Raw genomic sequence first — 13998 nt, 5'->3', positions numbered from 1 at the left:
AGAGCTGCCTCCATTTCACCTGCACATTTTTATGTATCACACGACGATCGTTTCTAATTCAATTAATTCCCATATAAACCTGTGATTCTCGTTTTGACTTCGTCTTGATGAAATGTTTTCTCATGCATAACGAGCTCCTGTTCTATCACGCTGGGAAGCTGCTCGCGAAGCGGCGCAACCAAGTGGTCTTTTAGTGTAATTAAGGAGTTTCTCGGTTTTTCCGCCAGCTCACGCGCCAGCTCCACAGCATACTCCAAAACTTCAGATCGAGGGAGGACTTTAAAGGGTATTCCTCTTTTTTCGAGATCGGCTCCCCGGTAATTGCCTGCATTCATTAATAACTCCTGCGCCAAGCTGAACCCGAGTTTTTGGGGAACGATAAAAGTAGCTCCCATACCCGGTGTAAACCCGTATTTCATAAAATTAGTGGTATACACACTCTCCCTGCTCAGAATAACAAAATCAGCAAAGAGCCCCATGACAAAGCCGCCCCCAATTCCGTGACCCTGCATGGCAGCAATGACGGGAATTCTGCAATCAAGTGCCAGAGAATAGAGATTGTCATCAGTAAACTTAGTGATTCCTTGCTGGATTCTCAGCAAACCTTCTTGTGTTCCGCCTGAAGCAAAATAATTGTCGTATCCCGTTAAAATCACTGCTTTATAGCTTTGTTGATTGCGAATGAATTCGAACGCTTGAATTAATCCGTCTGTGAGTTCTTGCGAAAACGCGTTTTTATGAGCACGGTCATGCATCTTGACCTGAATAATAGCGGGCTCGATTTCAAAAAGCTCTACAACAGAATGCGTCATGATGTCCTCCTAACGGTTTCTGATTGTATGTATTTCACACAGTTTACGGGCTCTTCTCCCAAGGGAACTGCCCCGTTTCAACATACCTTATGATTCCCATTTGATTTTGAGGGTCGGAAAACATGTCTTGATTTTCAGTTAAAGCCATGGATTTCGTACGCCGCGGGCGGTCATCCAATGAATTGATAAACTGTTTATACCGCGCAATTGCCTTTTTATTTAACCGCCGCAAGCGCAATAAATGCTTTCTCAGCAGGACCTCGCTTTGAGCGTCACAGGCATCTACCAAGCCCCATTCCATGGCTTCCTGAACAAAAATCGGTTTTGTCATTAATGTCATATAATGCGCTTTTTGATAGCCGATCCTGCGAATCAGAAATGGCAGCACACAAGCTGGATAAAGACCAAATAATAACTCGGACAGACTGAATGATGCAGTTTGATCCGCTATGACAATATCACTGGCAGCCACAAATCCAAGACCTCCGGCATTTACTTTTCCCCGCACATGTGAAATGGTGACAAAAGGACCAGTCTGCAATTTCAGCCACAAATCATAGAGAGGTTCTTGAGAACTCGCTTGTTTTCTGCCGCTTTTCATCTCCTGATATATTTCTTGAAAATCGGCTCCGAAACAAAATACCTCCGGGAGTCCCTCTAAAACAATGACCGTAACGGAAGCTGTCTCACATTGATTCATCACTTGTAAACATTCATCGATTAATTGGTCATTGATCGTATTATTAGCGTCAGGACGATGAAAGGTTAGATAGCAAATTGACTCTTGAAACCGGACCTTAATCGTTTGGTATGTCACGACATCCACCTGTACTTGCGATGAAACTCAGAAATTTCTTCTAAAAACAGCCTCGGCTTTTCTTGATGAAACTGCAATATCCCCGGAATCATCTCAAGATCCAGCTTGACATTACGAGTTCCGAACCGGACCATCCCGCTTCCCTTGAACAGCGTTTCATACTCATCCATTGAAAGATGATATCGATTGTCCAAGTGCTTCTCGATTTCAAATAAGCGCTGGCGTTGTTGGCCTTGAGGCGTTGCAATTCCGCTGTAAAACTCAGAACAGCAGCCTGAACCATAGGCGAAACAGCCGATTCGTTTAGGCGAGTCAAGCTGCGCTTTGTCAATAGTGCTAGCCAGCGCCAGAAGCAATGCGGCTCCCATAATGTTTCCGACCCTTTGGCAGTAGAGCAATCCAGGCTGTACCCGTTTCAAAAAATCAGTTTCTATCTCAGCCGTTTTCGCCTTTGCCATCTTACGCATCATCGTGCGGTGCGCCCCTTTCACCATCCCGCCAAAAGGCGTATGGTAGGCTAGATATTGAAACGTATCTTGATAATGAGCCCCGGGTACACGTTTTTGATATTCCAAGAACGTTTGTTCACAACAATCCAAATATGACATTAAAGACAGGTCAGCATCTCCCGCCTCACTGTCGGGAATGGGACGGCACGTATCCATCACTTCGTAGCCGTAATAGCCGTTTGCCCCGGGATCAACTTGAAACACCTCAGGATTTTCGCCTATCAAAACAGCCACTGCTCCCGCTCCGGCACTCGGTTCGGCATAGGACCAATCCTCACTTAAAGCGTCTCCGCCTTCAGCGATTAAAAAACGGGAAATATCACTGGCGATGACCAGTGCTTTGGCACCCGGAGACGTCTGGGATAATATAAAATTCACTGCCATTTGAAATCCGGCAGTTCCTGAATAACAGGCTTGTTTTATTTCGAACAAACGGCAGTTGCGATTAAGCCCTAAATATTCATGGATATAGGTGCTTAATGATTTTCCAAAATCGATCCCAGATTCGGAACAGGTGATCAGCAATTCAATCCTGTCCTTCTCTGCATCACTTAGTGAATCAATAATCGGTTTAGCCGCATTCACTCCAAAGGTCACAGGATCTTCGTAAGGCAGTGCTACCGCTTTTTCTTTCATCAATAAATTTTCAAATCTAGCAGTATCTAAATGTCTGTACTTGGCTAATTGCATGACATCAAGGTATGCCGTTCCGCCAAAGACATTCATCGCTTCTATTCCAGCAGAAACCATTTATGATTCGCCTCCGCATTTTTCAATGTTTTGTATACAAACAGCGGTATTCATTCCGCCAAAACCCATGCTTAAACTCAACGCGTTTTTTATGTCGTGTGAAATTGATTGATCCGTCACCCAATGCAAGGAAGGATCAATTGGATCATGTAAATTCCGGCTCGGATGCAGGCGTGATTCTTTCATTTGAAGCAGTACAGAAATAATCTCAACAATGCCTGCTGCACTGAGCCCATGCCCGGTTATTGATTTTGTTGCATTTATATAAGCATGAGAAAGACCGCAAGCATGCAGCGCCTTCAATTCAATTTCATCTCCAATGAAAGAACCCGTGCCATGAGGGTTTATGTAATCAATTTCTTCAGGTGTGAGACCGGCTCGCTCCAATGCCTTTTGTATGACATAGATCTCCCCTTCTAAAGAAGGATCAGGATTGCGGTTCCCATCTACTTTGATTGACCATCCTGACAATGCAGCATAGGGTTTTACGCCCCGGCGGACAGCCGTATCTTTTCGTTCTATCACCAATGCGCCGCAGCATTCTCCATAAATAAATCCATCTCTGTTCTGGTCAAAGGGACGGCACGCGTTTTCCGGCTCATCAGCATATTTATCCGTTCCCATAGCGCCTAAAGCCCTGAGCGCCTCACATTCCATATAGGAAATATCCATTAACGCCCCCAGTGCGATGCAAATATCAACCTCTCCTGACAGGACTTGCTGAATTGCTTGAATCACCGCTAACTGGCCGCTTGCGGAAGCACCTCCCGCCGTATAAGCTAAACCGGTGATTCCAAACTGTTCTGTACAAAGACCGCAAAGATCGCTATCCATAAAAGACAGTGCATATGCTGGCGACATGAAACCAGAGCGGTCCCTATAATTCTCATAAAGCTGGAGGGTCTCTCTTTGCTGAAAGTTCGATCCTCCTGCTACCAGCCCGATACGTGCGGAACCAGCATCGTCTAACTTCGCCTCCTCCCAGGCTTCTGAGAGAGTAACCAAAGCAGCTCGGCTGGAAAATGACGCTTTTCTTAGCAGTTTCTTAGAAAGACGGTCCGGATAAGATAACGCAGGAATTTCAGCCCCAATAAACCGGCTGTCTTTTTGTCTGCCAGGGCGCTGCATCACTTCAAAGGCATGCCTCCCAGACAACAACGAAGAAACAAAAGCCTCTTTTCCTTGGCCGATCGCTGCCGTTACTCCGACACCGGTCACCAGAATCTCAGGCGGATTGTACTTTGTCATAAAGCACCTCAGCTAATTCGCCGATGTTGTTCACACCAGACAGCTCGACACGAGGGATTTTTAATGATAAATCCTCAAGCACCATGGTTATAATTTCAGCCCTGTCTACAGAATCAGCCCCTAAATCAGCTAATCGCTCTTCAGGCTCAAAACGGTGTCCGTCCAATTCAGGAAGAACCTCACAAATATTAGTAATCAATACTTCGAAGACTTTCTGTTTATTCATAACGTTTGTCTCTCCTTTAAATGGAATGTTAAATATGCAGGCTTCGCCCATTTTTTTCACAATATTCAATCTTTTATTATTGCACAATAGACTTTAAAGCGCCTTTTGAGAAAATAATGCAATTCTGTCGTTAAGTAACTTTGCGGTTTCTGTCATTAATATTTTCCCGATGTCATCCACATGACGGTTCCGCCAGCTCTCTAATTCCGAGCCTTTGACCCATTGATTAAAAGCCCCTAACGCAGGGCCGCAGTGAACTTGATAATCGACTTTAGACTCTTCGCTTCCGCTGATCGCCAATTGCGAGCTGTACCTAAAGTACCATCTGAAAATCAATGCCATCTTATGTTTCGGATTCCGTTCAGCCTTCTCAATCTCTGCCGATGGATAGTGTGATTTAATATCTTCATATATTTTTTCGATACTGCGTTTAAAATATTTCTCCTCAAGCTGAGTTAAGGTCTTTTGATCGATCTCACTCAATGATTCAAATCGCTGGTAAAGTTCATGCAGCTTGCTGGCTCGCGCCGGAAAAAACACACCTTTTTTTAGCACTTGCACTTTGCTGCCCGATTCGAACATATCACCCGCTGGCGCATACGCCGTATCTTGAACATTGATTTGCTGCAATAAATCTTTCACTCTGTCACTTGTAGCCGCTTCAACCGTACACTGATTGATTGAGCCGGTTAAGATAAAATCAGCACCTAGCATAAAGGCAGCCATCGCCGCCTCAGGAGTCCCTATCCCGCCTGCCGCACCGACGCGTATTTTTTTGTTATATCGATACTTTTTCATCATTTCGTCTCTTAATAATGTCATCGCCGGCATCAAGCTGTATGCAACACCGCCGTCCGTATGACCGCCTGAGTCTGCTTCCACACAAATATCCTCTGCCACAGGGATCTCCCGCAATAACTCAGCTTCACTAGTTGTGATTTTGTTTTCTCTTAAAAGTTTTTCTACCATATTCTCCGGCGCAGGACTCATAAAGGATTCGGCAACCTCCGGCCTTGAGATTTTCGCTATCATTCGATTTGCACATATCACTTCACCGTTTGGACGCCGTTTCAATCCTTTTGCGCGATATCTTACTAAAGCAGGAGTGACACTTAGAAATGCGGAGGCTTCCAAATGTCTCACATTATGTTTCAATAAAAGATCAATCATTTTTTCTTCTGATTCAATATGCTTCATATTGTGCACCAGGTTAATGCCATAGGCTTGTCCCTGCCCCAATTCGCCTTGAATAGACAGAATCGCGTCCTCAACGTTATTCAGATCCAAACCGCCCGTGCCAAAGAACCCCATCATCCCCGCTTTTGACATCTTTACAACCATTTCTTTCGAAGCAATTCCGCGGTACATTCCTCCTGCAAGATAAGCATATGTAAGTTGATAGTCTTTTTTAAACTCGGCATTTCCTAATGAATGAGCTGTAATCTCAGCAGACATTCGAGCTAAATGGGCGTCAGTTTCTGCTTGTTCATTTTGCTGGCCATTAGAGGCATTTTTCTCTGTTGAATCAACATGATGTGTTAACGGCTCCGCTTCATTTTTTATCCGGGTAATTAAGCCGGTTAACACCTTTCCAGGACCGACTTCTTCAAACTCCATTGCTCCTCTTCCCATAAGATAACGAATGCTGTCTGTCCATCTAACCGTGCTGTTCATTTGTTGAGACAGGGTCTCTTTCAGCCTTTCCTGTTGATAAGGCTCTGCATATACATTCGAGATAACCGGAAAAGACAAAGGCGCAAAATGGAATGTTTCTATAAATTGCTTAAATTCTTGTTTTGCTTCATTCATATACCTGGAATGAAAAGCTCCACTTACGTTTAACGGGTGGAACAGCTTTACATCCTGGATGGCTTCAAAAACAGCTCCCGCTTTTTCAATATCTTTTTTTTGTCCGGAAATCACAATTTGCCGAGGTGTATTCTCATTTGCCACATCAATCGTATGTAAATGATGTTCTTCTAATACAGCTGTAACTTGTTCCTTATCTAAACCGATCACCGCAGCCATACCGCCTCCAGTAATCCGTCCCATCAGCTCGCCTCTTTTTTTCACCAGCTTTAAACCTGTCCCAAAGTCAAATGCGCCTGCTGCAAACAGCGCGTTGTATTCTCCTAAGCTATGCCCCGCCGCAAAATCAGGTTTTCCGCCGGTCTCCTCCAGCTTTTTCAAATAACTGAGTGCATTGACCACGTATAAAGCCGGCTGAGTATATTGAGTATGATTGACATCGAAATAGCCTTTTTCAGTACAGAGTTTTTTGATTGAATATCCAAGTATTTGATCTGCTTGGTCCGTCAAATGCTGATATTGCTCAAAAAGTCCTTGTCCCATTCCTTTTTGCTGGGAGCCTTGTCCTGGAAAAACATATGTAATCATCTTGTTTACTTCCTTTCTAGTTTCTGTAAACGCTCAACCATCTCCAGATTTTTCAGCTCCTGATGAAATGGTGTGATGATTGAATGACAGCGATTCGCTGAATCTCCCGAGATTAATTGTTTAACAAACGCAGCTAAGGTTCCTGAAGGCCCCAAATCAATGAAATGGCACGTATGCTGACTTTCCAAAAATTGAATAGCTTCTCGAAATCTCATTGGTCTTCTTACAGTATCCCAAAAGAAATCGTTATGAATCTCGCGAATGCTCCTTCCCGTTAAACAGGATACCAACGGGATTGAAGGGTGTTTAAAAGCTTTTGATCTTAAAAATTCTTTATATACATCTTCTGCAGGATCAATAAGGGAAGAATGAAATCCGTAGGATACAGGCAGCGGCTGGCAGAGAATCCCGTTCTCTCTCAGGACATCAGTGATCTGCTGTATGTTTTCACTATCTCCCGAAATGACAAAGTGCGAATCATAATGAATGGAGGTTAATTCACTATTTTCAAATAGATGCGGATGATCAAGTAATAGTTGCGGTTTGTCGAGTATAGCCAGCATTTTTCCTTTATCGCAGTATTTTTCGATGACGGTAGCCTGTTCAAGTATACATTCCAGCATCTCTTTTGCGTCTAAAACACCGGAAGCAGCAGCTGACGCGAATTCTCCCAGACTTGCCCCCAGCACGTAATCAGGCTGGATTCCCTTTTCTGCGAAAACCCGATATAAAGAATACTCAACCATAAAGATAGCGGGGTGCGTATAAAGGACACGGTCAAACGGTTCCGATACACGCTTAGCGGGATGATACATTTCATTGACTATAGATATGCCGATTCGCCGAGAGACAATGGCATCCATTTCAAGCATACATTGGCGAAAAACGGTGTTTCCGCTGAATAATTCTTTTCCCATATGATAGTACTGAGAGCCTTGTCCGGAAAACATAAAAACGAGTGGTTCATTCATTTGTATAACCTTCTTTTTTATGTATTTAAAGGTGAGTTACGAAAATATGATGGTGCTGGCTAGCTGTGAGAAAAGCCTCGTTTTATGGTTTATAACATGAATGGCAAAATGCTTTGGTTTTGTTGTTCTGGATGTGGAAGCTCGTTAATGAAGTGATCTTGGAAGTATCTGAATTTGATGTGAATCATTTTGGCATCGCCAAAAACATCGACTCTATTATGACTTAGATGTTTTTGAAATAAAGGGCGGTTCTCTTGAAAGGAGAGCGATGGTTTATCGTAATATAAAAACTGACTGCGATAGTGCAAATGTCCGCTAGAGAGCGAACTTTTTTTATGAGCCTCTTTATGTAACAGTATATAAATTCTTTCAGTTTTAACAGTGTCTATCGAATCATGCATGACGTATACTTTAGACCCGAATTTGAGGCCTTTTGGTATAGAAATCGGTTTAGCGTGTCATAGGTTCCGCATCTGTTTCAATGCGGCGGATCAATCCTGTTAACACATTTCCCGGTCCTATTTCCTCAAACTCCATTTGACCTTTTTCCATTAAAAAGCGTATACTTTCAGTCCATTTTACCGAATGGTTGATTTGATCCGCCAGTGTCGGCTTAATTACTTCAGAAGAGTACGGTCTGGCATATACATTAGAAATAACCGGAATAGATAAAGGAGCAAAATGAAAAGTGTCAAGAAACTGTTCAAACTCCTGCTTTGCATGATTCATGTATCTGGAATGAAACGCACCGCTGACGTTTAAGGGGAGAAACATCGTAACGTCTGTCTTGGCTTCAAAGATGGGTGCGGCTTTGTCAATATCTTCTTTTTGACCTGAAATCACAATTTGATAAGGAGCATTTACATTCGCAATGTCAATCTCATGTAAATGATGATCTATCAAAACCTCTGAAACCTGTTCTTCATTTATTCCCATAACGGCCGCCATACCGCCGTTGCTTACCATGCTCATCAGCTCGCCTCTTTTTCTGACAAGCTTTAACCCCGTCTCAAAATCAAAGGCTTCAGCCGCAAATAGCGCATTGTATTCTCCAAGGCTGTGCCCGGCAACAAAATCGGGTTTTATGTCTGTTTCCTGTATTTTTTTCAGGTAGCTTAATGCGTTCACTACATATAAGGCCGGCTGAGTAAATTGCGTTTTGTTTAAGTTTGAATAAGGATTTTCTATGCATAGGCGTTTGATAGAATACCCTAAGATCTCATCTGCTTGTGCCGTCAGTTCTTTAAACTCATCAAATAACTCACTGCCCATTCCCTGTTTCTGTGAACCCTGTCCCGGAAAAACATATGTGATCATTCTATTAAAGCCACCCTTCCCCGCATATATAATTACCTGCTGACTTACGTTATAGAAAATATAAGTATTGCCCCGGATAAATAGTAGCATGTTCATGTTGATGGTAACCTCTGTAAATATTATCCGTCAAGTTAATTTTTCCTACACTTTCCATCGTTTTTTCTCTGCATTTTTCCATAAAGGTATAAAGAATCAGGACATGCTGTAAAACATAAGAAAATAGACCTGCATATCACTTGTGCCAAAAGATGATGATACATAAGCTTCATTTCATTACTTAATAAAATCAACCCGTGCTTTGTCATCATTTTTCAAAAGGCAAATCTTTCGGATGCAGAAAGAAAATAGTCTAATAGAATGATTTCGGAAAAACTTATTTAAAATCAAAAATACCTCTTTGGTTTTTTCTATTGCGGAATTTCACAAAGTATTCTCTTTTATCAATCTGAAAATAAATATTATGTTTTAAAAGCTCACCTATTGTTTGCCCTGGTGTTTGACCAAATGAATGCCCCGGATAAACCCGCACTTCTGGGGAAACGATGGATTTTATCCTCTGAACACTGTCGAACATATCATCTGCGGAACTGCCATGATCTTCACATATCCCGCATCCTTCCGTAAAAATCGTATCTCCTGTGAATATACTTTCTGAAAACAAATAACACATCCCGCCGGCTGTATGCCCAGGTGTAAGCAGACATTGCGCTTTCGTCATTCCTATGCTGATGGTTTCACGGTCTTGAAGAGCAATTAAGTTTTTGCATCTGAATTGGTAAAAGTCGATTTCTGTTTTCGACATATACACTTGAGGATCAAATAATGCCGAGAGTGGCTCAACAAGATTTACATGATCATAATGAGAGTGCGTTAAAAGAATTGCTGATAAATCAACCTCCAGCTCAGAAAGTTTATTAGTTAGTTTACTCAATTCCCATGATGGATCAACAACTATCGCAGATCGGCTTACAATATCTTCAATGATGTAACAATAGTTAGTCCACCCTTGATGAAATGTTTTGATCGTATGTACCGCATAAGTAACCATTTTCACCATTCCTATCAATATGAAGTTCTTTCATTCTCTCTTCCATTCCCACTTTACCAAACGGTATGCGGCTTTTCCATTCTTCAATTCATTCTTGCAGTTACGGCTTGATTCACATAAAAAAAGTTATTCTTTTTGGAGACTTGTCCATTAAGAATAACTTTTTGCAGTGACCTATTCACTCTTGGGCTGATTCATCAACGCATATAGATTGTAAATGCTGCATCATAACACGTTTGATCCGTTCTTTATTCACACGGCGAGGGTCAAACATCGCATGTAAAGCCAAACCATCGATTAAAGCGTACAGCCTCTCTCCTTCTATTTCTTTATCAGCATGTTTTTGCAATAAATGAAGCTGGTCCAAGTAGTCGATCAGATTTCGAATTGCTTTGTAAATCTCATCATGTCCCGCATCAAACATATTGTCTTTATGTCTCGCATAAACAGTAAAAGCAAACCATACCTCCATCTCTCTAATCGTTTCAGCATTTGTCGGGACAATTTCAAGCAGTATGTGTAACACTTTTTCTTTAGGCGGCAAATCAAGGGCAGCAATTTTATTAATGCGGGCTGTCACCTTTTCTTTGACAAGTTTCATTGCAAAAACAAGCAATTCATCCTGAGTTGAAAAATAATGGCGAAGCGCACCTAACGACAGTCCTGCTTCTTTGGCAATGTTTCTGACTGAGGCCCCCTCCATCCCTCGTTCTAAAATCACCCGCCATGTCGCTTCTGCAATGTGTTTTCTTCTTTTTTCATGGTCAATTTGTTTTGGCATATCTTTATTTTACCAAGAAAAAAATCAGAGAGCAATTTTTATAATACAGTTGTTTTATAAAAACGCAGATGGTAAAATCATATTAAATAATACAACTGTATTAGAAAGAGGGGAACAGATTGAACAGTGTCGCTTGGATGATTGTCTTCTGCGAAATAGGATTTTGGGTTGTAATAGTGTTAGGCCTTGTCGTACGCTATCTATTTAAACAAGATAAATTAGGGCTGTTTCTTTTTGCCTTAACCCCTGTCATTGACCTGATTTTGTTAATAATGACGTCTGCGGACTTATACCGCGGAGCCGTTGCGACTACTGCACACGCGATTGCTGCAGTGTACATCGGCGTATCGATTGCTTTCGGCAAGCAAATGATCCAATGGGCGGATGAAAAATTCCGTTATTATGTAACAAAGCAAGGCTCAAAACCGCTTGTGCGCTATGGAATGGATCATGCGAAACATTATGCGAAAAGCTTGATCAGACATGTGCTCGCTTATCTTATTGGAGCCGGGCTGCTGGCCGGGATGATTTATTTTATTAATGATGCTGCCCGTACCGAAGCGCTGAGCAGTGTTTTAAAGCTATGGACAGTCATTCTGGGCATTGATTGCCTGATCACCGCCAGTTATTTTATCTGGCCGAAAAAAGCGAAAGCTTCAAAAAATCTCAGAAGTTAAAATTAGTCTCGCTAAAAAATCCTTTTTCAATAGAAAAAGGATTTTTTCACTTTTGTAAATATATGTTACACTTTATGCAAGTCATCTAGATAAGGAGCTTATATGAAAAAAGCCTATGCTTTCTCAGTATACCTGTCGGATTTTCGCTTTTTTCATTAGGCACTTGCCTAGGAAACATATCCTGTTTTTATTATTATTTTATGAGTTCTGCTGTATTGTGAATCACTAACATGTAAGGAGTGTAATACGTGAGCCAGAAAGAACACGACACGCCATTTAAAGACTTAAAACCAAGCTCAAAAATAATAGTGATTGTATCCATTGCCCTCCTTATCACAATTGCAGCTGCTGTGATCTTCGGCGGTTATTTCTTCGGCATGAAAGGGCTATTTGCCATCCTCGGCATCACATACGATTCCAATCAATCCTTATTGTTTTTTATATTGGGATGCTTTGCTGCTGGACTGGTTATAGACCCTCTAACAAAAGTCGTTTCTTTGATAATGATCCATTCACTTTCTATCAGAAAAACAGCACTTTTCACATTTGTTTTTTATTTCATCGCTAATTTCATAACAATTTGTTTAGTAGATTACTTTATGGATTCTATTTATATTCCGGACGCATTACTCTTTGTCATATCAGCATTTATGGCGTTCACTGAACTAGCATTTGATGATCGGCCTAAAACATAAACCGATAAAAAACCGCTTGTGATTGATTCAAGCGGTTTTATGCTGTAATGACATTTTCGTCGCCTCACTTTCCTATATAGTCAACGAGAAAGTGTAAAACAATTAGAGGAATGAAACCTGGAATGCAAAACAAAAATCAAAATATGTCTAAAAACTTGTTATGGTTTCGTTTCTTCTTGTTGCTGTGTCTAGTGTGCATCACAGCCCGGCTACGGGTGAGGCAGGATCGGGCAACCAGAGGCGGTTCAAGGCTTAAGGGCATAGCCCTCACTCTTTGTCCTTTCATTCGCGAGTGAAGATACATATGAAATCTTTTTAATGAATTGTTTAGTACTCTTTAATTCTCCTTCGAATATTTTGTATCCTATTCATACTCTCCTTTGCCAATATAAAAAGACACCCAATCGGATGTCTTACTCTCTTTCTACTAGAACGCCTGTAATCACCGGTGTCTCTTCACCTTCTTGCACAGGGCCGTAAGCTGAAACCTTATCACCCTTAGTTAATGTTAAGTAACTCATGTTCATCACTTGATACAAACACTTTTCACCATCTTCTTCCTGAGAAATTATAAACGAATCCAAAGCACCACCTTCATCCATTACACTCTCGACTGTGCCAGTTATCTTCACAACTTTATCAACTGGTGGATCGTTTACATTTAATTCTTCGTATGATGCTTGAGTAGCAATTTCCTTTACTGTTTCGTTAACTTCTGTCCGTGCTGTGTCTGTAGACTCGTCTTCTTGAGTAACACCAGCATCAACTATAGACAACCCATCTGTGTTTGATTCCTTGTTTATTTCATTCTGTTTCGTAGTGTCATTGTTTTTCGTTTCATTGCTGGTTGAACAGCCAGCAAGCAGTCCAATAGATATCAAAGTAATTATTATAAATTTCATGTAACTCCCTCCATTATGAGAAGAGTATACCTTACATGATTGTTTCAAACTACTTTTTAATAGACAAAAGTTAATCCCTCCCCCATACATTCCTTTCCTCTGTTCACATGTGCACCTGCATCGCGCAACTACCCAAATAAAAAAGCACCCCGAGGGATGCTTTTTTATTTTCTTTTCACATCAAATTGCGTGACAAGTCGCATATTAACATTTGCTATACGCTTACCATCTTCAAACTCATACCAATGTTCACATTCTTGCAATTCTTTTATAAGTGCTTTCTCAGATTCTGCAATTACTTTAGCTGTTCTTAAATTTTCATTATCAAACCAAAAAACAACTTCAAATTTCATAAACTTTCACCTCTTGATTTATTATCAGACAAGAGGACTAGAAATGAAACAGTTCGCAAAATTTGTCGAACGATTCCCTTTTAATCACATATTTATTCTTTCTAAACTGCCACCGTACCGCCCATTGTCTATCCTGATATTTACCGGAAGCAGTTTACAGAGAATATAAAAAGCGCCTTAACGAATATAAAATAAAATTTAAGATAATAATTTTATCTGAGCGTAACACCTTCAACACTTTATTTTCGCTTAGTTAAAGCCTTGCGTTAGACCCATTCAATCTTTAATTAATATACGCAAGGCTTTACACATCAATACCATTCACTACATACTTCATTTTTTTTCTTTATTTTTTCTTTTTTTACTATCAAATAAACCAAATGCAACTGCCAATGCAATAATCATTGCAGCATACCAAGGCCAATCCATCATATCACCACTTTCATAAAAGTAATCTGCCAAATAAGGCTAATCAAATACGGCACTAATATTGAT

General features: G+C 41.1%; 14 protein-coding genes and 1 pseudogene. 2 read left to right on the top strand and 13 right to left on the bottom strand.

The genetic code is table 11. The features are described from left to right. Nucleotides 1–62: 62 nt before the first annotated feature. The 11 genes and pseudogenes from NYE43_RS09265 to NYE43_RS09215 form a co-directional block, all read right to left on the bottom strand. On the bottom strand, nt 63–812 hold the full coding sequence (locus NYE43_RS09265; protein ID WP_185847948.1) for a polyketide synthase: 750 nt from the start codon (nt 810–812) through the stop codon (nt 63–65). A gap of 43 nt (nt 813–855) precedes the next feature. Continuing rightward, on the bottom strand, nt 856–1638 hold the full coding sequence (locus NYE43_RS09260; protein WP_185847949.1) for an enoyl-CoA hydratase/isomerase: 783 nt from the start codon (nt 1636–1638) through the stop codon (nt 856–858). Continuing rightward, nucleotides 1626–2888: a hydroxymethylglutaryl-CoA synthase family protein gene (locus NYE43_RS09255; protein ID WP_185847950.1), complete on the bottom strand. Its 1263-nt coding sequence runs from the start codon at nt 2886–2888 to the stop codon at nt 1626–1628. Before NYE43_RS09255 ends, NYE43_RS09260 begins: the two co-directional genes overlap by 13 nt. Beyond that, nucleotides 2889–4136 carry a beta-ketoacyl synthase N-terminal-like domain-containing protein gene (locus tag NYE43_RS09250; RefSeq protein WP_101861246.1) on the bottom strand — a complete coding sequence of 416 codons (1248 nt, stop codon included), beginning with the start codon at nt 4134–4136 and terminating at the stop codon, nt 2889–2891. Continuing rightward, nucleotides 4114–4362 carry an acyl carrier protein gene (locus NYE43_RS09245; RefSeq protein WP_326365557.1) on the bottom strand — a complete coding sequence of 83 codons (249 nt, stop codon included), beginning with the start codon at nt 4360–4362 and terminating at the stop codon, nt 4114–4116. The genes NYE43_RS09250 and NYE43_RS09245 overlap by 23 nt, the downstream gene beginning before the upstream one ends. Before the next feature lie 93 nt (nt 4363–4455). Further along, nucleotides 4456–6759: an ACP S-malonyltransferase gene (fabD, locus tag NYE43_RS09240; protein ID WP_341061654.1), complete on the bottom strand. Its 2304-nt coding sequence runs from the start codon at nt 6757–6759 to the stop codon at nt 4456–4458. A 5-nt stretch (nt 6760–6764) separates the two neighbouring features. Next, nucleotides 6765–7730, bottom strand: a complete 966-nt coding sequence (locus NYE43_RS09235) for an acyltransferase domain-containing protein (RefSeq protein WP_326323829.1) — start codon at nt 7728–7730, stop codon at nt 6765–6767. Nucleotides 7731–8180: 450 nt separating this feature from the next. After that, nucleotides 8181–9047 (bottom strand): ACP S-malonyltransferase, encoded by an 867-nt coding sequence (gene fabD / locus NYE43_RS09230; protein WP_198097427.1) that lies wholly within the window; start codon nt 9045–9047, stop codon nt 8181–8183. A 73-nt stretch (nt 9048–9120) separates the two neighbouring features. After that, nucleotides 9121–9243 (bottom strand): annotated as a pseudogene (locus tag NYE43_RS09225) (hypothetical protein); the annotation flags it as partial. A gap of 177 nt (nt 9244–9420) precedes the next feature. Next, nucleotides 9421–10095 (bottom strand): MBL fold metallo-hydrolase, encoded by a 675-nt coding sequence (locus NYE43_RS09220; RefSeq protein ID WP_198098560.1) that lies wholly within the window; start codon nt 10093–10095, stop codon nt 9421–9423. Nucleotides 10096–10273: 178 nt separating this feature from the next. Then, entirely contained in the window at nt 10274–10876 is a 603-nt protein-coding gene (locus NYE43_RS09215) for a TetR/AcrR family transcriptional regulator (RefSeq protein ID WP_024121469.1), read from the bottom strand. 119 nt (nt 10877–10995) lie between these two features. On the opposite strand from NYE43_RS09215, the gene NYE43_RS09210 reads away from it, so the two are divergent. Together NYE43_RS09210 and NYE43_RS09205 are read left to right on the top strand one after the other, a co-directional pair. Continuing rightward, nucleotides 10996–11553 (top strand): hypothetical protein, encoded by a 558-nt coding sequence (locus tag NYE43_RS09210; protein ID WP_095713862.1) that lies wholly within the window; start codon nt 10996–10998, stop codon nt 11551–11553. A 248-nt stretch (nt 11554–11801) separates the two neighbouring features. Continuing rightward, nucleotides 11802–12248, top strand: a complete 447-nt coding sequence (locus tag NYE43_RS09205) for a YrvL family regulatory protein (protein WP_151175036.1) — start codon at nt 11802–11804, stop codon at nt 12246–12248. A gap of 413 nt (nt 12249–12661) precedes the next feature. On the opposite strand, the gene NYE43_RS09200 is transcribed toward NYE43_RS09205, so the two are convergent. Together NYE43_RS09200 and NYE43_RS09195 are read right to left on the bottom strand one after the other, a co-directional pair. Next, entirely contained in the window at nt 12662–13150 is a 489-nt protein-coding gene (locus NYE43_RS09200) for a hypothetical protein (RefSeq protein WP_185847955.1), read from the bottom strand. Nucleotides 13151–13314: 164 nt separating this feature from the next. Further along, the gene (locus NYE43_RS09195) at nt 13315–13503 is read right to left on the bottom strand and encodes a hypothetical protein (RefSeq protein WP_024121464.1); all 189 of its coding nucleotides are present in this window, start codon (nt 13501–13503) and stop codon (nt 13315–13317) included. Nucleotides 13504–13998 lie beyond the last annotated feature (495 nt).

Source organism: Bacillus sp. FSL R5-0434 (assembly GCF_038004745.1).
Taxonomy (GTDB): domain Bacteria; phylum Bacillota; class Bacilli; order Bacillales; family Bacillaceae; genus Bacillus; species Bacillus halotolerans.
This window is presented reverse-complemented; position numbering and strand designations above follow the sequence as displayed.